Consider the following 19,263-nt stretch of genomic DNA (forward strand, 5'->3'; position numbering starts at 1 on the left):
AAGTTTTCTCTTATATACTTAGCTCAGTACAAACAGATAATCGTTTTAACAATAAAGGAGTGGAGGTATTATTTTGAAGAGAACTATTTTAAAAAAGTCAGTAATCGTTAGTTTGAGCTTTATGCTATTGGCTATTTCAGCAGGCTTTAGCCAAGACCCAAAAGCTTCTGCTAATTCAAACACCCAGGTTAACACGAAACAAACTCTAAAGGTGCTGTACGAAGACAAATATTATTTCGATGAGAACTTGTTCAAAGCGCAATTTCCCGATACTCAGATTCAGGAAGTGAAATGGGATGGGAAATCAGACTTAAAAGCTTTTATCGCCAAGCAATCGCCAGATGTTGTCATGTTGAACACCCTTGAATATAAGCAGATGTCCAAGGAGAACCAGTTAGCAGAACTGGGACAGTTAATCAAGAGTGACAACTATAACACTGCAACCCTATATCCTGGATTGTTGGACGCACTCAAAGTGAATGGAAAGCTCTACGGGCTAAGTCCGCGCTTCAACACAGAATCCCTTTTTTACAATGTAGACTTATTCAAAAAATATAATGTCCCCTTACCGAAGGACGGAATGACTTGGGAAGAAATACTGAAACTATCCGCGAAATTCCCAACTAAAGGAAATAAGGACACCCGTATCTGGGGACTTCACTATCCGCTTGATAATTACACCTATTTGATCAATGATATAGCAACTTCTGAAGGGTTAACCCGTTATAATCCTGATACACTTAAAGTAACTATGAATACAGCCGCTTGGAAAAGGGTATTCAGTATGGCTATCACTGCGATAAAATCCAATACCATAGAAGGCTCAAATAAAAGTGGATATGATGTGGACCCTTTCCTTATGGGAAGAGCGGCTATGACAGTAAGTACGACTAGTATGAATACTTTAAAGGGGGTAACTGCAAATAAATCTGCTATAGCAAAGTACAAACCGTTTACCGTTAAAATTGCTGCGGGTCCTGCCGATCCTAAGAACCGGAACATGACACGAAACATTCATCTTGATTCAATCTTTGCGATTCCGGCTAGTTCATCTAATAAAGATCTTGCTTGGGATTTCGTCAAATTCTATAACGGAGCGGATTTTGCTAAATTTAAGTCCGAGATGCTTTCAGATTATTCCCTGTCACGGATGGATTATAGTAAAGAATACAAAGGATTTAGTATGGAGGCCTTCTATAAATTAAAACCAAACCTGGAAACACCACCATATGTTAATCCAATAGGAGTTCCATTTAACAATGCACAGTATTCACTTATCCTGCAGAGTGAAGTTAAACAGGTAATAAGCAACAAAAAGACACTAGACAAAGCGCTGGCTTCCATTCAAACACAGGTTCAAAAGAGCCTTGATGAGGCTGTGAAAAAGCAAAAAGCGAAGAAATAACCCAGGCCCCATTCTTAGATAGCTTCTATCTGAGAATGGGTTCCTTTTTGTCCGCACTTCTCAGCCTTATTTAAGGAAATGATAAGGATTTCAGTAGCTGGCTTATAAGCTTTCTATTCTATACTTGAGTCCATCCAAGTGAATAACCGTTTGAAATAACAAATGAGTGGAGGCTTTATTTTTGAAGAAAAATATGATACAGAAGATCATGCTTACTAGTTTCAGTGTGATGTTGATCGGTACCTCAGCAGGTCTTGCCACAGGTCAACTGGTTTCCGCAAATTCGAATAGCCAGGCAGATACGAAAGATACTTTAAAAGTATTGTATTGGAACGCTGATGATTTCAATAGGACGTACGGGAACCAGTTCAGTAAGAACTACCCGGATACAGACATCGAAGTCTTTGCACCTACAGGTTCAGGTTCGGTTACAGATTACAATTCGGCGATCCAAAAGTATTCACCGGATCTTGTAATGCTGCCCCCCTATGATTACCAGCAAATGTCTAAAGATAAAAAGCTGGCAGATTTAGAACCGTTAATTGAACGGGATCAGTATGACATGACAACAGTGTACCCTGGCTTGCTTGCTGAATTGAAGGAACAAGGCGGCGGCAAACTTTATGGGTTAAGCCTAAAGGTGGAGTCGTATGCTCTTCTGTATAATGCGGATTTATTTAAAAAGCACCATGTTAAAGCACCAAGTGACGGAATGACGTGGGAAGAAATATTGAAACTTGCTGGTGAATTCCCTACTACAGGAGATAAGAACACCCGAATTTGGGGTCTAAGCTCCTTTGGGTCCAGCAATTTGGTAATGGATATTGCCAGAACAGAAGGATTAACGTATATTGATCCAAATACTCTTAAGGCTACTGCGAATACAGCGTCGTGGAAAAATGCCTATCGCCTGTCTGTCGAGGCTACGAAGTCGGGGGTACTTGACGAAAGAATCACTCTGTCGGGCAAAAGTTACCTGGAAAGCAGCCCGTTCATTATGGGACGATCCGCTATGATAGTAGCCTCTATCAGTCAGCTGCAGTCCTTGCAAGCAGCAAATAGCAATGTAAAGAATTATAAACCGTTTACGCTTGGTATGGCTGCCGGCCCTGCGGATTCTAAGGACCGGAAGTCAACAGGATATGTGTTTGGTTCTGAGATTTTGGCTATTCCAGCAGGTGCATCGAATCTGGATGCCGCTTGGGAGTTCATTAAATATTTCAATGGGGATGACCACGCTAACGAATACTACAAACCTAACAACTCTAATAATAGTATAGGTGCACCTCTGTCCCGCATGGTTAAAGAGTATTCTGGTTACAAGCTGGATGCATTCTATAAATTAAAACCTAACTTCAATTCATCTATTACAAGTTATGCGCTCATGAACAAGTCACCAGATTTGGAATTGGATTTTTGGTCAATACTATCTGAAGAACTGACACAGGTAGTAAACGGGAAGAAAACATTAGACAAAGCTACTGCTGCAATTCAAACACAAACACAAGCTGCTGCTGATAAAGTGGCAAAGGCTCAGATGAAAAGGTAATTAACACAATGTGTTTCTGAAATCAGGATCATTTAATCATCAACTTACCAGATTGGAACACACATTATTACAATTCCCTTCTTTTCTTTCACTAAAGGCGGGCCGAATGTTAGTTTCTAACGGAAGCAACCTGATAGATTTCACGCAAGGGATGCTAACGGGTATAGGCATTGTGGGTATAGTGGTGACCATCATAGCCTTTGGCAGATATCAGAAGCGCAGCCAGTAAACATAGATCAAAGCCCATTCGCCGGGGGAGGCGGGTGGGCTTTTTTTACTTATGCAGACAGTGCGCTTGGAGCGCTATCCTTCCTTTTTACATTTTACAAATAAGAAGTTTATGGAAGGTTTGTTTTTCATATTCTTACCGGGCTCATCTATTTCTGATATCTCGACCAGGCCATAGTTGGCAAAGTCTTGTTGAATGGAGTCAGCATCATAAAAAAACATTTTCACTCGGTCCATGATTTCGAAATAGTCTGTATCCAGTTGGACGCCCTTACCGTACATTGGTGCTTTTTTGGATACCGTTGTAAAGACCATATATCCTCCCGGCTTCAGCTGATTATAACAATCCTGAATGAACTTCTCCCGCTCACGCTGATCCAATAAGTGAATCAGTGCATAGCAGAAAATACCGTCATAGAGTTTGTTGTCAAATGGCATGTCGGTTACCGAGCCGTGGTAAACATTCATATCCAGCCCGCGCTGCCTCGCCAGATCAATCGCTGTTTGCGAAATTTCAATACCAGTAACATCTATACCATTGTCCATAAAAACCTTTGCATTTCTGCCATATCCAATGCCGGGAATCAGGATGTCTTTAACATTCTTTTCAAGGAAAAAATCCTTGGTTAAGATTGCCGAGTCAGAAGGTTCAAATCCCCACATCGTTTGTTTTTCTATGAAGCTTGCTTCCCAGAACTCCGTCATAGCCCGATCTCCTTTAATTACACTAAATAGTTATTACGGACATATTATATCTACGATAGAACCAATTTGCAATGTTATTGTTAACCTTCGTATTTTAGCTAAGTGATGATCCGGAGTTGAACAGTGTGGTAGTGAGCTATCTGGATGATTTCATTGCGAAAGTGCACATGTGGTGTTCCGGAGATACCTCAGAAAGTAAGACGATAGATGAAAGGAAGGCTCTGTATGCTGAAATCAGCAAGGAGACGGCAAATATAACAGATTACGAAATTAATGAAATGAATAAAATAAACGCTGATGAATACGAAGTGGTAGTGGACAGGTCCTGGGATAACGGGAGTGATGATACCGCTGTCTATTCAATGATTAAAATGATGGGATATGGAAGGTGGATGACCTGTAGTGATGAAACGGGCTTATAAATAATGCTGTTCTATAGAGTGATCACAAACCACTCTAAACTGGTTAAACCCCCGCAGATAGTGTACCTTAGTAATATTAGTAATTAGGAGTGGTGATTTTTTGTGAAAAAAAGTAGACAAACCCCCGTGCTGGTCGTGGTCTCCATCCTGCTGATCATTATCAGCAGCCTGATCCCGTCGGACAAATCAACCTGGCTGGGAGCACTGCAGACCATCTTGCTGGGCGTCGGGCTGCTCGGATGCTGCATGGCTTTTTGGCGGTTCGCCAAGGGCGGCAAGGGCAAGCGCTGATTTCTGGCACTGGAACAGATAGCATAGCATTAGCAAATGGAGAGCCGTGGCGGATGCTGCGGCTTTTATTAATATGTACGACGTCAGCGGATTTACTCTATGCAGCGCTTGCTACGCGGACTGAGAGGACCTTATTTTGTGAAAAAGCCTGCTTTTTTGCCCGTTGCGGACTCAGGCGCGCTTATATTGTTCGAAGGAGCTCAAAATGAGGCGAAACTGGTTAGTTAAGGTCCTCTGAGTCCGCATGGATCGCAGTGGCATGATTGAGTCTATTGTTGCAGGCCTAGCCATCTTCCCTATTATCCCGCCGACGGACGCGGGACAGCTGGCCGCGCAGCAGCCATCTGTTCGCGAATCCCTCTGAGCTGCGCTTTCAGCTCAGGAACGCTTCGCTGCAGGATGAGGCTGATCTCGGGCAGCGGCAGCTGGATGCCGTACCATAAGGCGCTGGCGATCTGATCCTCCCAGGTGAGCAGGGCAGAAGAGCAGCGGCCGCGGTCTTGAGCAACCAGCGAGCATTGCCGGATGCATTCCCTGTAGGCGGCAAGGGAGTAAGCATCTGCTTGGATGCTGCCCTTGAGCCAAGGCTCATAGAGTGCCGCGAATGTAGCAATTGCGGCTTGATCGGCGCGGGCGCCCTTCTCCAGCAGGAGACAGCTTAGCGCATAGATGGTTCCGCTATATTGCTCAATATAGCTGGTGAATCCGGCAGCGGGAACTGCATTGGACGATAATGGGTCTGGCATGTGGACACGTTCCTTCCTGAATGTGGGCGATTTATAGTTTGGATATGTAGTTGATAGGTTTGCCGAAATGCTGATCCGCCGGAATAAGTGCGCAAAAAACCGCAGACAGAGGAGGACCTCTGCTGCGGTTTTGTTACAGGCGTAAGAAGCCTGGGGCAAAATCGTGGCGGATCAAGATCTCTCTCTTTACGCTTACGGGGTTAGCTGTCGGATTCGGACGGTGAGAGTCGCCCTACCTTTTGAGACTGCGTAATTGAAGTCTCCTTCGGATTCACCCCAAGTAGGCCTGCGGCCTGATGGTTCCCCCGTTTTCCGCTTGGCGGAAATTCAGCGTGCATTCACATTATCGCTGGTAACTTTCAACACGAATCATACCCTTTCAGGATTGTCTTTGTAAAAATGGAAAAGAGTGCTTCTGCGCCGGATTTGCAATAAATTGCTGCTTCGCGAGGAATATTGGAGACTAAAACCATATATGTGGCCGATTATCATCCGTTTATCTCGCTCAATCGCCGTTTTTTATTTTTGGGAGGTAGCGGTGAGGGAACTCCGGAAATATTAATGCGTTAGACCGGAAACGCCGTCGATATTGATTTTTTGTGAAATGGCGTATTAGTGAGTAATCGGGAGATAATGAGAGATTGAAGATGAAGTAAGCGTTACCCGTCTGGCAAATAGATTCGTGAATGTGTTATTAGAGTAATTATGGCGGTTTACAATTTGTACCTGAATTAGAGCCTGATTCTACGAAAAGTGTACCTTTCTAGCCGCACAAACTATACATCCGGGAAGGCCTAATTCCCGCTTCCCGAATGCTTGACTTGGACCCTACTCCAGGGATTATCATTTGATTCTGTAAGGGCAGACGGTCAGTAAATTACCAAGACTGAAAGCCAAACTAAGAAGCTGGATTAAGAAGCTAGATTAGGAAGGAGGCCAGCAGCCAATGGAGCCTGTTTTTACGATCGCCGAGGTAGCAGAGCGGACAGGACTCAGCCAGGATACCATCCGCTATTATGAGAAAATCAAGCTCCTGCCCCCGGCAAGCCGCAAGGAGAACGGCCAGCGGGCATACAGCAGGCGTGAGCTGGACCGGGTGCATTTCGTCGCTATTCTCAAAAGAACCCATATGCCGCTGCGCACCATTCAAGAATATATCAGGGCTTCAGCGGAAGAGGACTACGAGGAATGCTACAGTGTGCTGGACGGGCATAAAACGTTGATTGAAGAGCAGCTTACGGAACTTACGGCGGCACTGGAGCTTATGAAATACAAGCTGAAGAACTTCCGGGAGCTTAAGGACGGCAGGTTCATCGCGGAAATGGAACAGAGGAGGAACGAAGTGTGAAAATTGGGATGAATACGGAGCTGAAAAGCGGGATGAGTAAAGAGTCGAACAATGAGACAAACAATGAGGCGAGTAATACGAAGTTTATGCAGCGACCGATTCCTTCCGGATGGGGTCCGGACACTACGGCAGAGCAAGTAATCCAAGGCCATAATCTGAGCGGTAAAATAGCGGTCGTGACCGGCGGCTACTCCGGCCTGGGCCTGGAGACCACACGTGTCCTGGCTGCCGCGGGGGCCACTGTGATAGTTCCCGTTCGGACACCGGAGAAGGCCCGGCTTGCCCTTGCCGGGATTCCCGGTGTCGAGCTGGAGGCGCTGGATTTGCTGGACCCGGCATCTGTGGATGCCTTCGCGCAGCGGTTCCTGGACTCCGGCCGGCCGCTGCATATGCTGATTCACAGCGCAGGCATCATGGCCTCGCCGCTGGCCCGCGACAGCCGCGGGTACGAAGCGCAGTTCGCGACCAACCATCTGGGGCATTTCCAGCTGGCGGCCCGGCTCTGGCCGGCGCTGGTGCAGGGCGGAGGCGCGCGGGTAGTCTCCGTATCTTCACGCGGCCATCGCATTGCCGGTGTTGATTTCGCAGACGTGAATTTTGAGCGTAGAGCCTATGAGAAATGGACAGCCTACGGCCAGTCGAAGTCCGCCAATGTGCTGTTCGCCCTTGAACTGGACAAACGCGGGCAAGCACATGGTGTCCGGGCATTCTCCGTGCATCCCGGCAGCATCCTGACCGATCTGGCCCGGCATCTGTCGGATGACGAGCTGCGCGGCATGGGGGCGCTGGATGAAGCGGGCAACCGCATTCCGGCCGGGCGTACAAGTCATATGAAGACGGTCCAGCAGGGAGCCGCGACCAGTGTCTGGTGCGCGGTGAGTCCGCTGCTCGACGGCAAGGGCGGCGTGTATTGCGAGGATGCTGACATCGCTCCTGTAGCGGAGTCCGGGGATTCGCACCAGCCTGGGGTGCAGGACTGGGCGATTGATCCGGGCAACGCTCTGACGCTGTGGGAGCTGAGTGAAGCTATGACGGGGGTTACATTCCCGGCCTGACAGATCTGAACGACAAAAATGGTGCCGGCCCTGTAAAGAGGGCGGCACCATTTTGCATAACTGACTGAATCCTTACTGTACCGCTGCCTCAATAAGCTCCTGAAGCTCAGGAAGATTGAAGCCCTTGACAGCCCGGTCTCCGGATACGGTGACTGGAACACCCATGAAGCCCAGCTTCTCGACTTCTTCCTGATAGACGGTACTGGTCATCACATCTCTGACTTCGAAGGGAATGCCCTTGCTCTCAAGCAGCTGCTTCACCTGATTGCAGTCGCTGCAGCCGGATGTGGAATAGATGATTACGTTCTGGCTCATTGCTCCACAGCTTCCTTGATGGCGCCACGGGTGATTTTCCAGTGGGAAGTGTTCCAGCGGACCTCACCATCCTCCAGCAGGAAAATCTGCGGCGATTCATGCTTAATCCCGAAATCCTCGGCAATCTGATTGGAGACCGGACGGTCTTCGATAACATGTACAATGGCGGCAGGCGTGTCGGAATTCTGTGTATAGGCCTGGAACTCCTCATTTGCTTTGGCACTGATCGGGCAGGTGGTGCTGTGCTTGAAGAGCAATTTTTTGCCGGGTTGCCCTACGTATTGTTGCAGTTCATCCAGTGTATGGATTTGTTGAATAGACATCAGAGGATCACCTTCCTGGAATAGAATTTAGAAAGCATCTTGTCAACAATTGTGTTGTTAACAACTATTATTCTTGATTGTAACATAGTTCAAAATTAAAGCAAAAGAATGTTCAGCAGGCTTATCCCCCTCCCTTACGGGATGTTGATTAAGCCCTATTGCCATGCTAATGTGAGAGTGATGCAGCAACGCTCTGCGCATAAATAAGCAGGTATGAGGGGGTGTGCAATTCATGAAAAGGGTCGCTTTTGTAACCGGTGCCGACCGCGGGCTCGGGTTTTATCTGGTACGCTTTCTTCTTGAGAATAAATACACAGTGTTTGCCGGCCGGTATTTACCGGAAGTGGAGGCACTAGAGGCTTTGAAAGCGCAATACCAGGACACTCTGATGCTGGTCCCTCTTGATATCGGCAGCGCAGAGAGCGTGAAAGAGGCAGCGCGGAGTATTGCCGGCAGTACAGGACACATCGATATTATTATCAACAATGCCGGTATTATCCACCAGGCGGACAATGCTACAATGCTCGTGGATATGGATGATGAGGCTATGGCGCAGCTCTATAATGTGAATACGCTCGGCGCACTCCGGGTGAGCAACGCGTTGATGGGATTGCTTCTGCAGGGCAAGCAGCGGCTAATTATTAACATCTCCTCAGAGGCAGGCAGTATCAGCCGGAACAAAAGAATTAATATGTACGGCTACTGCATGTCGAAGGCGGCGCTGAATATGCAGTCCTCGCTGATGCACAATCATCTGCGTAAGCTGGGCGGACAGGTGATGGTCTTTCATCCCGGCTGGCTGCAGTCTTATATGAGCGGAGAGAAGAATATGGAAGCACCGATTCCCCCGGAGGAATCAGCGTATAAGATCATGAATATCGTACAGGATCATAAGAAATATCTGGGCGAGGAACCGGTGTACATCGATCTGGACGGCAATCTCTGGCCCTGGTAACAGCAGCGGACTTTTGTGGGATAATGGATTAAGCAATAATAGATGATCAACTTTGCACAAGAGAGGTGTGAATGCAATGACTTCCTTCAAAGCACTTGCGTTTGGCAGCTATACCGAGGTTAAATATCATCCGTTCACGGGAGTAGACCGTGAGATCGAGCAGCTGCTGGAGCCGGAGCTTCAGGTCGTATCGACTGAGGATTACGGGCTGATGAACAAGGAACAATTGTCGGACTGCAAGCTGGTGGTCTCCTATACTGAATTCTCTGATGAGAAATTATCCGCTGCGCAGAGCGGTGCACTGCTGTCTTATGTGGCTGGGGGCGGCGGTCTGCTCGTAGTGCATAACGGGATCTCCCTGCAGCGCAATCAGGAGCTCGGCGTAATGCTGGGCGCCCATTTCACCCACCATCCGGACTATACCGCGCTTCATATGACGATTTCCAGCCGGGAGCATCCGATTATGCAGGGCATCAATGACTTTGTAATTGAGGATGAGCCGTACTATTTTGAGCAGCTGCCATATTTCGAATCAACCATTCTCGCAGAATATCCCCATGGAGGGGCTATGCGGCAGGCGGCCTGGTGCCATGAATTCGGACAAGGGCGGGTAGTCTACCTGATGCCTGGCCATCATCTGCCTTCCTTCTCGGTAGAGCCGTTCCGGCAGATGATCCGCAGAGGCGGGTTATGGGCAGCGGGACTGCTGTAAGATAATGTGGAGGCCAGCTTAAGTTATGCTTAGGCTGGTTTTTTTGTTTATTCTGAAAAAACACCTTGACCCTGACACTAGTGTCAGGGTTTATACTGAGTGCAGACCATTTCTCATGAACCCCGGGGAGGATACCATGAAAATAGGTGAATTAGCCACACTTACGGGCGTAAGCGTCCGTTCATTACGATATTATGAGCGTCAGGGACTGATCAAACCGCTGCGCCAGGACAACGGGTACCGTGAATACTCTCCGCTTGCCGTGGATACGGTGGAGACGATTAAGCTGTATTTGAATCTTGGCTTGTCGACAGAAGAGATTGCCGGATTCCTGAACTGTGTCCTCAAGAATAAAGAGGCGTTCTGTGCAGAAGTAATGCCGCTGTACCGCAGCAAGCTGGAGGAGATTGAACGCCAGCTGATTGAGCTGAATCAGATCAAGCTGAACCTGCAGGACCGGATGGCTTCAATTCTGCATGAGCAGCAGAATGAAGAGGAATAAGGCGGATCGATAAGATGAATAGAAGAAAATAACAAGAAGCTAGAAGGATCGAAGAGGGATTCTGGAACTGTAGGAGCGATAGCGTCCGGAAGTCCAAATATTCACCGTAGTGACGACTAAGCTTTAAGTTAGTATCTTAAGTTCAGCTTATATAATTGAGGTTAATCATTTGAGAGTTGAAGGAGGGCTTGAGATGGCTATGATAATTGCCGATAACGCCGGAGCTGTGCGTGAACAGCTGAAGGCTGGCGGAACCGTGCTGGTGGATTACGGTGCGTCCTGGTGTCCGCCTTGCAGAACCCTGCTGCCGATTCTGGAAGAGCTGAATTCCGAATACGGGGATGACGTGAGCATGATTAAGGTGGACTGCGATGAACTGCCGGAGCTTGCATCGGAAGCCGGTGTGATGAGCATGCCGACAGTGATCGTATACAGCGGAGGCCAACCTGTGGAGAAGCTGGTCGGCCTGCGGCCGAAATCCGTATATCAGGGTGTATTGAACAAAGTTGCCGGAGCGGTGCGCGGTACTCTTTAACGTATTGTAACGGGGAGGGGCGGGAGCGCCGCTTTGCCGCGGATATCGTGGAGCACAGGCCCGCGATTCTTCCCAGGCAGCGTTTCCTGGCACTCGCAGCCCAAGAATTAAGGCAGGATGCCGCATGAGGATCATGCAGCGTCCTGCCTTTGTATTTTCGGGAATATATATAATGCCGCTATTTCGTGCTCTCTGCTCCAGGAACTACAGGGACAACCTCATTCTGGTGCAATGCTTCCAGTACCTCTGCGCGCAGACTTTCGGTGAACGCCGCCCATGTTTTTTTACCGACATCCAGCTCTTCACGTCCAATGGAATTCAGTGTTTCGAGCCACACGCGCTTATCATTAATCACCCCGAGCTGCTCTTGAATATCCTTGTAGATGGCCTCGTGGGCATGGAATTTCTGATTCAGCGCAAAAGCGGCCGCATTAGCGGTATAGCGCAGATGCTTGGCGGCAATCCGCAGCTCATGGAGCGCTTCGAAGGCTTCCTTCGATTCAGCCTCAGGCCCCTTGAACAGGGTCTTGCAGGCTTTTTTCTTCTGTTCAAAAGCGACTTCAAGCTCGCGCATGACCACATTGGCATCTTTCTTGGCGGCGAGCGGCTCCAGCTGTGTATCGATAAAAGGGGTCCACTGCGCGTCTAGGGCCTTGCCGGTCAGCTTGGGAAGCGCATCCTCCAGCTTCTTGCGGAATGTCTTCCGCTTGGCCTTCTGGTGTTTGATTACTGCTGTGAGCAGTTCGGCGGTTTTGACATCACCCGCCTCTTTGGCGGCCTTGCGCCGTTCCTTGAACGATGCGATCAGTACATCTGCGTCCCTTACCTTGCCGAGCTTCTTCTGTGCCTGCTTGAATGTGCTGTACAACTCTTCCGTAGCCGAATGGCCCGGATCAAGAATGGACAGGAGCGTCAGCAGCTTGCGGCTGTTGACTCTGGCCTGATGAATATCTTCATCTCCGAAGCCCTTCAGCACATCTTGGCTGTAGTCCCGGAAGTTGATATACAGCTTGTTCATTGCCTGCTCCCATTGTCTGGCCTTGCTTAGTTGCCTGTCCTTTGTCAGTTGTTCGGTTGTCATGCGGCATCACTCCTAAGGGTTGTGTATAGCATGAGCTTCAACGCGATTCTTATGGCTGGGATTATCTTCTTATCCTCTAAGGATAACGGGTTCCAGCCGCCATTTCAAATACAGAGTTCATATACCAGGGGCTTCGCGGCCAGGGCGGAGATCGGTTACAATAGGACTAATTAAGAAAGTGTAATTACAATACATCGGAATACGCAGCGTGACTTGCGGGATCAGCATGGTGCCCGGCCTGCCGTATCCGGGAAAGAAGGTAGTCAGTGGGACTCGCAGGCAATCTGAATGAGAAGTGAACCTTATAATGTGCTGGAAAATGGAGTGGCGGGCAGGCTGCCTGAAGATATGCTGCTCTTCACGCATTTGAGCGGGGAAGCGGAGGAAACGGAATCCGGGCAGGATATGCTGGTTCCGTTTGCCTTCGAGGAAATGCTGTGCCGGGATGTCGGAGCCGGACAGGTTCCGCCGGTACTGCATCTTTGGAGCCACCAGGGCGGTGTGGCGCTGGGGCTGCGGGACAGCAAGCTGCCCCGTGCGGGGGCGGCGATGCAAGCGCTTGAGGAGCAGGGAATCCGCACGGCGGTCCGGCATTCAGGCGGCGCAGCAGTGCCGCTGGATGCCGGGATCATCAATGTGTCCCTGCTGCTGCCCAAAAGTCCGGGCAAGCTGGACTTTCACGATGATTTCCGGCTGCTGGCTTCGCTGATTGCCGAAGCCGTAGCTGTGAGCCATCCGCAGGCGGCGGCGCTGATCCGTGCCGAGGAAGTCACCGGGTCGTATTGCCCCGGTGACTTCGATCTGTCCATCGGCGGCCGCAAGTTCTGCGGCATCGCCCAGCGGAGACAGAGCAACGCGTACTTCGTCCACGCGTTTGTTGTCGTGTCCGGCTCCGGGCTTGCGCGCGGAGAACTCATCCGCAGCTTCTATGCAGAGGCAGCGGACGGGGACGAATCGCTGGACTATCCCCGCGTGCGTCCGGAGACGATCGCCGCGCTCGGGGAGCTTGGCGGCCCGGATTCGGCCGCAGTCTTCACCGCAGGCATCCGGCAGGCGGTTGCCCGCCGGGGCACACTGCTGAAGCCGGCGGAACGCCTGCAGCAGGAGACCGGCTACAGCCTGCAGTACGGCGATCCGCGAGTACTGGAGGCGGCGCGTGTGCTGCGGGAGAGGTATGCGCGCTGAAGCAAGCGCGCAATGTAACGGGAGTCCTGGGAAGCGTGGAGAGCGGGCGGTCATTGAAGAGTGCAGGCAGGTGCATACGAGAAGGGTGCAGGCAGGTGCACACGAGAAGGGTGCAGGTAAATGCAGACGAGTGCAGGCGAGCTAAATTCGCCTGTGCTTTTTGCTGTTTGGAGAGATAGAGGGAAAAATCCCTTTAAATTGGTTGGTGGGAGGGCATTTGGAGGTAGATAGAGGGAAAAATCCCATTAAATTGGTTGGTGGGAGGGCATTTGGAGGTAGATAGAGGGAAAAATCCCTTTAAATTGGTTAGTGGGAGGGGATTTGGAGGTAGATAGAGGGAAAAATCCCTTTAAGTTGGTTGGTGGGAGGGCATTTGGCGGAAATGAGGGGCAGAAGTGCCCCTGAATCCCTGGAGAGGGCGTCTTATCTGCCCTACAGATACAGCTCTGGCCGCCGGTCGGAGAAGACCGGGATCTGCCCGCGTACTTCCCGCACCCTGGCGAGGTCGATCTCGCCGCTGAGAATCTCTTCGCTGCCGGAAGCCTCGCTCACAATCTCTCCCCAAGGGTCAATAATCATGGAATGGCCGCCGAAGATGTTGGCCAGATCAGAACCGGAGCGGTTGCAGGCCACCACGTAGCACTGGTTCTCAATCGCCCGGCTGATTAGCAGCGCCCGCCAGTGGGATAAGCGGGGCAGCGGCCATTCTGCGCTGATGAACAGCACTTCAGCGCCCTCCGCCATATGAACACGGACCCATTCGGGGAAGCGGATATCATAGCAGATTAATCCGGCGCATAAGGTGCCGTCCAGCTTGAACAGTCCTTTGGCTGACCCGGGCTGGAGGTAGAGATGCTCATCCATCAGCTTGAACAGATGCAGCTTGCTGTACTGCCCGGCGGGTGCTCCGGTACGGTCGAAGACGAACATGCTATTGGTAATCCCGGTATCCTGCCTCACGGCGACAGAGCCGGCGACGATATTAATCCCGTATTTCCGGGCCAGACCGGATATCAGGGTCCCCGCAGTGCGGCCCCCGTGATCTGCGATCTCGTCCAGCCGGGTCAGATCGTAGCCGGTCGTCCATAATTCGGGAAGGATTATGCAGTCCGGGTTACCGGCGGCGGCTTCGCGAATTTTGCGTTCTGCCGCAGCATAATTCACCTCCGGATTGCCAAATGCTATATCGAGCTGAATCAGGGCTATTTTCATACGGGCAAACTCCTCTTTAATTTTATTAGTTGACGGGTCAACGATTCCGGTGTAAAGTAAGGTTTGTCAAAAAGATTTTGCACAATATATTTGCGTAAGGGGGTTAATTTTGACAGAACATCTGCCCGATGAAGATACAATCTTTGAGCTGCTGCAGGCGCTGCATAAGGGAATCAGCCCGAAGTTCGAGCGCTGTGCGGGCATTACACCCACCCGGTTCCGCCTTCTCCAGGAATTGTTTCGAGTCTCCGAGATCAGCCAGATTTCGCTGCAAAAGACACTCGATATCGATGCCGCAGCAGTCACCCGCCACTTGAGAGGACTTGAAGACAGCGGAATGATTGCCCGCCGGAATAATCCTGCCGATAACAGGGTCACCCTCGTCTCCCTGACCGATCACGGCCGGGAACATATTAATTCCTACCGGGAAGAGAAGACCCGCTTCATCAGCGAACTGCTTACCGGGTTCAATGAACAGGAACGCACCGTACTCGCAGAGATGCTTACCCGGCTGCAATATAATATTAATTTACTGTAGCCGTCACCTATAATCAAACCATAAAGGAGCTTATTATTCATGAACACAACCAGAAACAACGATTTCACAAGCATTATTACAGGACGCCGCTCAATCCGCAAATACGATACCTCCGTCAAAATCAGCAAAGAGGAAATGACTGAGATCCTTACTGAAGCGACTCTGGCCCCTTCCTCCGTTAATATGCAGCCTTGGCGTTTCCTTATCATCGAAAGCGCGGAAGCCAAAGCCAAGCTGGCCACCATTGCCAAATTTAATCAGCTTCAGGTAGAAACCTCCGCAGCAATGATTGCCGTATTTGGTGATCTGAACAACTTCGACTATGCTGAAGAAATCTACGGAACTGCTGTAGAACGCGGACTGATGCCTGCCGAGGTAAAAGAAAGACAGCTGGCCTCTCTGGGTGCCCACTTCGCGAAGCTGCCTGCGGACGTAAACAGAGAAACGGTATTGATTGATGCCGGTCTGGTCTCGATGCAATTGATGCTGGCAGCCCGTGCCCATGGCTATGACACGAACGCGATCGGCGGATTCGAGAAGGATCAGATTGCGGAATTGTTTGATATGGACAAAGAGCGTTATATTCCGGTCATGCTGATATCGATCGGCAAAGCGGTTGAAGAAGGCTATGCATCCGTCCGTCTGCCGGTTGACACTGTTGCCCAGTGGAAATGAATATTGGATAATACTGGATCATTGAGTTAATATTCAAGAAACTTAGGAGGAATACTAAATGATTATTATTCACGCATTGCTTCAGGTAAATCCCGCACGTGAGCAGGAGTTCCTTGAAGTCGCGAAGACTCTGGTTGCTGCAACCCACGAAGAAGATGGCAACATCTCATATGAATTGTATAAGCATACAGCGGACGGAAATACCTATATCATGGTCGAAATCTGGCGTGACCAGGCGGCTGTAGCTGCCCATAATACAAGCCCGCATTTCACCGGCTTCGCCGCCAAAGCAGGAGAATTCCTGACTGCACCGCTGGATGTTAAGCTGTATAACGCTGAAGAATTGAGCAAATAATTCTGGTTTGAAGAGGGGAGCATGCCCGTGAATCGTTTTGAACCTTCACAAATGCTGAAATCTCTGCCCAGGCAATTCTTCGCCGCGCTTGTCGCCAGAGCCGGAGCCGTTGCTGCCGAAGGGCATGACGTAATCAATCTGGGGCAAGGCAATCCGGACATGCCTACACCGGCCCATATCGTGGAGTCCCTCCAGCTGGCCGCAGTGAACCCTCTGAATCATAAATATCCGCCGTTTCGCGGCCATGTTTACCTCAAGGAAGCCGTGGCCGAGTTCTACCTGCGGGAATATGGAGTAGAGCTTGAACCGGAACGTGAAGTCGCCATTCTGTTCGGCGGCAAGACCGGTCTGGTTGAGGTGGTGCAGTGTCTGCTCAATCCGGGGGATACGGCGCTGGTGCCTGATCCCGGTTATCCGGACTATTGGTCGGGGATTGAGCTGGCACGGGCTGTTATGGAGATGATGCCGCTGACGGCAGAACGCGGGTTTTTGCCCGATTATGGCAGCATCAGCCCGGAAGCCGCCGCGAAGGCGAAGCTGATGTTCCTGAACTATCCGAATAATCCTACGGGAGCTGTGGCGACCGCGGATTTCTTCAGGGAAACGGTGCAGTTCGCATCGGATCACAACATTTGCGTGGTGCATGATTTTGCCTACGCCGCCATTGGTTATGAAGGGCAGAAGCCGCGGAGCTATCTCCAGACCCCGGGTGCGAAGGAGAATGGCATCGAAATCTATACGTTGTCCAAAACCTACAATATGGCCGGCTGGCGCGTCGCGTTCGCCGTAGGGAATGCCAGCGTGATCGAGAGCCTTAACCTGCTGCAGGATCATATGTATGTCAGCCTGTTCGGCGCGGTGCAGGAGGCAGCCAGAACGGCATTGCTTGGCCCGCAGGCCCCGGTACAGGCGAATGTGGCCCGCTATGAAGCGCGGCGTAATGTCCTGATTCAGGGTCTGCGCAGCATCGGCTGGGAAGTGGAAGCCCCCCGCGGCTCCTTCTTCGCCTGGCTCCCGGTTCCTGCAGGCTATACCTCGCAGAGCTTCGCTGACCTGCTGCTTGATGAAGCTCATGTGGTGGTAGCGCCAGGCATCGGCTTCGGAGCCTATGGCGAAGGATATGTGCGGGTGGGGCTGGTCAGTGAGGAGGCCCGGCTTGCGGAAGCGGTAGAGCGGATTGCCGCGCTGAAGCTTTTTCAGCCCTCCGGGCTATAATTATGTAGCTCTCCTATTAAACTAGCTAATATACACACTCACTACGGGGAAACCCCGGCAGTCTTAACGGCTGCCGGGGTTTCCCCTTTGGCATCCCGCAGCGGGAGGCGGAAGAAAATAATGCTAAGAAGCGGAACGTTTATAAAACAGGCGTGCCGGGTATCTAAGCTTACCCTTACACGAGCTGTAACGCGCAGGCGGGACCTGAAGAGAGTGGGGAATGAAAGGGATGAGGGGATCGAATGGGAAACATACATAGCAACAAGCAACTGCCGCAATTACCTGCAGCGCAGTGGGATGAACGGCTTCGGCAGGATCTCGCGGATTACGTGAATTACCGGATATCCGGCGGCTATTTAAGAACTATCGCTAAGAACACGGACGCCGCCGATTCTATTATTGAGCCTATTCTGGACAGCGCTACTGTCCGTGCTTACCGGCAGGCACAGCATGGGGGGGTGATCACCGATGTCCGGCAGCTGGAGGAGCTTCCCGGATTCAGCCCGGAGCTGCTTGAGCAGCTCGCATCAGCCGTGTCCGGCCTGGATTCCGGCAAGCTTAGAGCGCTGGCGCCGCAGACTACAAGGCATAACAAGGTGGATCCATATGTGAACGGGCCGCAATGCCTGGAGATGCTGCTGGAAGAGATCCGCAATGCACAGCGTTATATCCATCTGTCCGTGATGCTGTTCTTCAATGACCATTCGGGAAAGCTAATCGCCTCGGAGCTGCTTCATGCGCTTCAGCGGGGAGTAGAGGTCCGGATGCTGGTGAATTACACCGTCACCGCCTTGGGATACGGAAGCAATCTTGAAGTAGGAAGATTCTCCGAGATTGCAGCAGTCCTTGAGCAGGCTGGAGCCCGGCTGAAGGATACATTTCATTCCTGCTACGCTGCTGCGGAATGGGCAGTGAAGCGTGAGGAACTGAAGTCTCAGGGCGTCCCTGAGAGTATCCTCTTTCTGCAGGACAAGGTGCAGGAGGATGTCAAAATTACCGGGCTGAATGTGATCGATCACCGTAAATTTATGGTCATTGACGGAACAACGTCCATTATAGGAAGTCTCAATATCGGTGACCAGTATACTTTTGCAACGCCTATCCGGGAGTCGGCAACTGAACAGATTGACGGACGCCCGCTTGGGATTCCCTCCAGGGAAGAGGAGTGGCATGACGGCTGCTTCCGGATTCAAGGGGAGGCTGCCCGGCCGCTGAATGAGGCTTTTCACGCCAGATGGCTTCTGCTTGGAGGAGATCACTTTGAGGTGGAAGACCCGTTCTACCACCCAGCGGCAAACTATGAATTCGGCGGGGAAGAATGCACGCTCTTTCTAAGTTTTCCCGGAAATCCGGTGAATCTGATTCAGCAGTATTATCTGGATTTGCTTACGTATGCCGCCGAAGAGACTATTATTGTGAATCCTTATCTGATCGACCAGGCTTTCTGGGACCGGCTCGGTGAAGTTGGACCGGAGTGTTCCCGCCATATCTCGATATGCAATCCGCTTGAGGTCAATGATCATCCTACGAACAAGGCGGCGGTGCGCAGCAATATGTACATTCCTTTTTGCAATGGGGTGTCCTTCTATGACTACAGCTTTACAGAACGCTTCTCCCACTGGAAAATCACTTATGACCACAGAGCGCGGGCTGTATTCCACGGCTCGTATAATATCAACGAACGAAGCGCCTGCCATGATTTCGAAATGGGAATGCTGGTTAAGAGTGAGCCGTTCGCAGACAAGGTGAAACGGATGATTGATTATGATCTTGGGGTATCCCGTAAAATCAGCGACAAGCACGAATTCTTCAAACATCCCTGGCTGCATCCCAGCACGTATCTGAACAAGGCGACACAGAATTACACCTGATATGTCTGCTGGCCCCATGTCATGTATAATGAGCGGTATA

General features: G+C 50.6%; 23 protein-coding genes and 1 riboswitch. Of the genes, 17 read left to right on the forward strand and 6 right to left on the reverse strand.

Annotated features, from left to right (window positions below):
- The first annotated feature begins 73 nt into the window (after positions 1-73).
- The 3 genes from P40081_RS03035 to P40081_RS39680 all read left to right on the forward strand — a co-directional run bounded on the left by P40081_RS03035 (position 74) and on the right by P40081_RS39680 (position 3,183).
- Complete coding sequence (locus P40081_RS03035; protein ID WP_052421646.1) at positions 74-1,405, forward strand: ABC transporter substrate-binding protein; 1,332 nt, start codon at positions 74-76, stop codon at positions 1,403-1,405.
- 181 nt (positions 1,406-1,586) lie between these two features.
- The gene (locus tag P40081_RS03040) at positions 1,587-2,954 is read left to right on the forward strand and encodes an ABC transporter substrate-binding protein (RefSeq protein WP_052421647.1); all 1,368 of its coding nucleotides are present in this window, start codon (positions 1,587-1,589) and stop codon (positions 2,952-2,954) included.
- Between the two features lie 106 nt (positions 2,955-3,060).
- Entirely contained in the window at positions 3,061-3,183 is a 123-nt protein-coding gene (locus P40081_RS39680; protein WP_269323217.1) for a hypothetical protein, read from the forward strand.
- Between the two features lie 74 nt (positions 3,184-3,257).
- Here P40081_RS39680 and P40081_RS03050 read toward each other — a convergent pair whose 3' ends face one another.
- Complete coding sequence (locus P40081_RS03050; RefSeq protein ID WP_042133262.1) at positions 3,258-3,887, reverse strand: class I SAM-dependent methyltransferase; 630 nt, start codon at positions 3,885-3,887, stop codon at positions 3,258-3,260.
- A 125-nt stretch (positions 3,888-4,012) separates the two neighbouring features.
- Here P40081_RS03050 and P40081_RS03055 point away from each other — a divergent pair, with 125 nt between their 5' ends.
- Positions 4,013-4,309, forward strand: a complete 297-nt coding sequence (locus tag P40081_RS03055) for a hypothetical protein (RefSeq protein ID WP_042133264.1) — start codon at positions 4,013-4,015, stop codon at positions 4,307-4,309.
- Positions 4,310-4,411: 102 nt separating this feature from the next.
- On the forward strand, positions 4,412-4,600 hold the full coding sequence (locus P40081_RS03060) for a hypothetical protein (RefSeq protein ID WP_039306684.1): 189 nt from the start codon (positions 4,412-4,414) through the stop codon (positions 4,598-4,600).
- Positions 4,601-4,899: 299 nt separating this feature from the next.
- Here the strand turns inward: P40081_RS03060 and P40081_RS03065 are convergent, their stop codons facing one another.
- On the reverse strand, positions 4,900-5,346 hold the full coding sequence (locus P40081_RS03065; RefSeq protein ID WP_042133266.1) for a hypothetical protein: 447 nt from the start codon (positions 5,344-5,346) through the stop codon (positions 4,900-4,902).
- Positions 5,347-5,521: 175 nt separating this feature from the next.
- A riboswitch (cyclic di-AMP (ydaO/yuaA leader) is annotated at positions 5,522-5,689 on the reverse strand.
- Between the two features lie 603 nt (positions 5,690-6,292).
- On the opposite strand from P40081_RS03065, the gene P40081_RS03070 reads away from it, so the two are divergent.
- Together P40081_RS03070 and P40081_RS03075 are read left to right on the forward strand one after the other, a co-directional pair.
- Positions 6,293-6,694 (forward strand): MerR family transcriptional regulator, encoded by a 402-nt coding sequence (locus tag P40081_RS03070; RefSeq protein ID WP_042133267.1) that lies wholly within the window; start codon positions 6,293-6,295, stop codon positions 6,692-6,694.
- Positions 6,695-6,726: 32 nt separating this feature from the next.
- Positions 6,727-7,749 carry an oxidoreductase gene (locus tag P40081_RS03075; protein ID WP_042140706.1) on the forward strand — a complete coding sequence of 341 codons (1,023 nt, stop codon included), beginning with the start codon at positions 6,727-6,729 and terminating at the stop codon, positions 7,747-7,749.
- 72 nt (positions 7,750-7,821) lie between these two features.
- On the opposite strand, the gene P40081_RS03080 is transcribed toward P40081_RS03075, so the two are convergent.
- Positions 7,822-8,064: a glutaredoxin family protein gene (locus tag P40081_RS03080; protein WP_042133269.1), complete on the reverse strand. Its 243-nt coding sequence runs from the start codon at positions 8,062-8,064 to the stop codon at positions 7,822-7,824.
- The gene (ytxJ, locus tag P40081_RS03085) at positions 8,061-8,387 is read right to left on the reverse strand and encodes a bacillithiol system redox-active protein YtxJ (protein WP_039306673.1); all 327 of its coding nucleotides are present in this window, start codon (positions 8,385-8,387) and stop codon (positions 8,061-8,063) included. The genes P40081_RS03080 and ytxJ overlap by 4 nt, the downstream gene beginning before the upstream one ends.
- Positions 8,388-8,619: 232 nt before the next feature.
- Between ytxJ and P40081_RS03090 the strand changes: the two genes are divergently transcribed.
- From P40081_RS03090 to P40081_RS03105, 4 genes are all read left to right on the forward strand, one after another.
- Positions 8,620-9,342, forward strand: a complete 723-nt coding sequence (locus P40081_RS03090; RefSeq protein WP_042133272.1) for an SDR family NAD(P)-dependent oxidoreductase — start codon at positions 8,620-8,622, stop codon at positions 9,340-9,342.
- Positions 9,343-9,418: 76 nt separating this feature from the next.
- Positions 9,419-10,054, forward strand: a complete 636-nt coding sequence (locus P40081_RS03095; protein ID WP_042133274.1) for a ThuA domain-containing protein — start codon at positions 9,419-9,421, stop codon at positions 10,052-10,054.
- A 136-nt stretch (positions 10,055-10,190) separates the two neighbouring features.
- The gene (locus tag P40081_RS03100) at positions 10,191-10,556 is read left to right on the forward strand and encodes a MerR family transcriptional regulator (protein WP_042133275.1); all 366 of its coding nucleotides are present in this window, start codon (positions 10,191-10,193) and stop codon (positions 10,554-10,556) included.
- Positions 10,557-10,749: 193 nt separating this feature from the next.
- Positions 10,750-11,091 (forward strand): thioredoxin family protein, encoded by a 342-nt coding sequence (locus P40081_RS03105; protein ID WP_042133277.1) that lies wholly within the window; start codon positions 10,750-10,752, stop codon positions 11,089-11,091.
- Positions 11,092-11,269: 178 nt separating this feature from the next.
- On the opposite strand, the gene P40081_RS03110 is transcribed toward P40081_RS03105, so the two are convergent.
- Positions 11,270-12,172 (reverse strand): CHAD domain-containing protein, encoded by a 903-nt coding sequence (locus P40081_RS03110; RefSeq protein ID WP_042133279.1) that lies wholly within the window; start codon positions 12,170-12,172, stop codon positions 11,270-11,272.
- Positions 12,173-12,460: 288 nt separating this feature from the next.
- Between P40081_RS03110 and P40081_RS03115 the strand changes: the two genes are divergently transcribed.
- Positions 12,461-13,357 carry a lipoate--protein ligase family protein gene (locus tag P40081_RS03115; protein WP_052421648.1) on the forward strand — a complete coding sequence of 299 codons (897 nt, stop codon included), beginning with the start codon at positions 12,461-12,463 and terminating at the stop codon, positions 13,355-13,357.
- A 432-nt stretch (positions 13,358-13,789) separates the two neighbouring features.
- On the opposite strand, the gene P40081_RS03120 is transcribed toward P40081_RS03115, so the two are convergent.
- Complete coding sequence (locus P40081_RS03120) at positions 13,790-14,569, reverse strand: carbon-nitrogen family hydrolase (RefSeq protein WP_042133281.1); 780 nt, start codon at positions 14,567-14,569, stop codon at positions 13,790-13,792.
- Between the two features lie 109 nt (positions 14,570-14,678).
- Here P40081_RS03120 and P40081_RS03125 point away from each other — a divergent pair, with 109 nt between their 5' ends.
- The 5 genes from P40081_RS03125 to P40081_RS03145 all read left to right on the forward strand — a co-directional run bounded on the left by P40081_RS03125 (position 14,679) and on the right by P40081_RS03145 (position 19,223).
- Complete coding sequence (locus P40081_RS03125; RefSeq protein ID WP_042133283.1) at positions 14,679-15,107, forward strand: MarR family winged helix-turn-helix transcriptional regulator; 429 nt, start codon at positions 14,679-14,681, stop codon at positions 15,105-15,107.
- Positions 15,108-15,146: 39 nt separating this feature from the next.
- Complete coding sequence (locus tag P40081_RS03130) at positions 15,147-15,782, forward strand: nitroreductase family protein (RefSeq protein WP_042133284.1); 636 nt, start codon at positions 15,147-15,149, stop codon at positions 15,780-15,782.
- Between the two features lie 58 nt (positions 15,783-15,840).
- Positions 15,841-16,137 carry a putative quinol monooxygenase gene (locus P40081_RS03135; RefSeq protein WP_042133285.1) on the forward strand — a complete coding sequence of 99 codons (297 nt, stop codon included), beginning with the start codon at positions 15,841-15,843 and terminating at the stop codon, positions 16,135-16,137.
- Positions 16,138-16,164: 27 nt separating this feature from the next.
- Positions 16,165-17,352 (forward strand): pyridoxal phosphate-dependent aminotransferase, encoded by a 1,188-nt coding sequence (locus tag P40081_RS03140; protein WP_042140708.1) that lies wholly within the window; start codon positions 16,165-16,167, stop codon positions 17,350-17,352.
- A 242-nt stretch (positions 17,353-17,594) separates the two neighbouring features.
- Positions 17,595-19,223, forward strand: a complete 1,629-nt coding sequence (locus tag P40081_RS03145) for a phospholipase D-like domain-containing protein (protein ID WP_052421649.1) — start codon at positions 17,595-17,597, stop codon at positions 19,221-19,223.
- The last annotated feature ends 40 nt before the right edge of the window (positions 19,224-19,263 follow it).

Source organism: Paenibacillus sp. FSL P4-0081, assembly GCF_000758565.1.
Lineage (GTDB): Bacteria > Bacillota > Bacilli > Paenibacillales > Paenibacillaceae > Paenibacillus_AQ > Paenibacillus_AQ phytohabitans.

Coding starts and splice junctions, on each gene's coding strand:
- P40081_RS03095 (WP_042133274.1), top strand. CDS start 9,419: ATGACTTCCTTCAAAGCACTTGCGTTTGGCAGCTATACCGAGGTTAAA.
- P40081_RS03120 (WP_042133281.1), bottom strand. CDS start 14,569: ATGAAAATAGCCCTGATTCAGCTCGATATAGCATTTGGCAATCCGGAG.
- P40081_RS03090 (WP_042133272.1), top strand. CDS start 8,620: ATGAAAAGGGTCGCTTTTGTAACCGGTGCCGACCGCGGGCTCGGGTTT.
- P40081_RS03100 (WP_042133275.1), top strand. CDS start 10,191: ATGAAAATAGGTGAATTAGCCACACTTACGGGCGTAAGCGTCCGTTCA.
- P40081_RS03065 (WP_042133266.1), bottom strand. CDS start 5,346: ATGCCAGACCCATTATCGTCCAATGCAGTTCCCGCTGCCGGATTCACC.
- P40081_RS03070 (WP_042133267.1), top strand. CDS start 6,293: ATGGAGCCTGTTTTTACGATCGCCGAGGTAGCAGAGCGGACAGGACTC.
- P40081_RS03110 (WP_042133279.1), bottom strand. CDS start 12,172: ATGACAACCGAACAACTGACAAAGGACAGGCAACTAAGCAAGGCCAGA.
- P40081_RS03080 (WP_042133269.1), bottom strand. CDS start 8,064: ATGAGCCAGAACGTAATCATCTATTCCACATCCGGCTGCAGCGACTGC.
- P40081_RS03135 (WP_042133285.1), top strand. CDS start 15,841: ATGATTATTATTCACGCATTGCTTCAGGTAAATCCCGCACGTGAGCAG.
- P40081_RS03115 (WP_052421648.1), top strand. CDS start 12,461: ATGAGAAGTGAACCTTATAATGTGCTGGAAAATGGAGTGGCGGGCAGG.
- P40081_RS39680 (WP_269323217.1), top strand. CDS start 3,061: ATGTTAGTTTCTAACGGAAGCAACCTGATAGATTTCACGCAAGGGATG.
- P40081_RS03130 (WP_042133284.1), top strand. CDS start 15,147: ATGAACACAACCAGAAACAACGATTTCACAAGCATTATTACAGGACGC.
- P40081_RS03075 (WP_042140706.1), top strand. CDS start 6,727: ATGAGTAAAGAGTCGAACAATGAGACAAACAATGAGGCGAGTAATACG.
- ytxJ (WP_039306673.1), bottom strand. CDS start 8,387: ATGTCTATTCAACAAATCCATACACTGGATGAACTGCAACAATACGTA.
- P40081_RS03145 (WP_052421649.1), top strand. CDS start 17,595: ATGGGAAACATACATAGCAACAAGCAACTGCCGCAATTACCTGCAGCG.
- P40081_RS03105 (WP_042133277.1), top strand. CDS start 10,750: ATGGCTATGATAATTGCCGATAACGCCGGAGCTGTGCGTGAACAGCTG.
- P40081_RS03050 (WP_042133262.1), bottom strand. CDS start 3,887: ATGACGGAGTTCTGGGAAGCAAGCTTCATAGAAAAACAAACGATGTGG.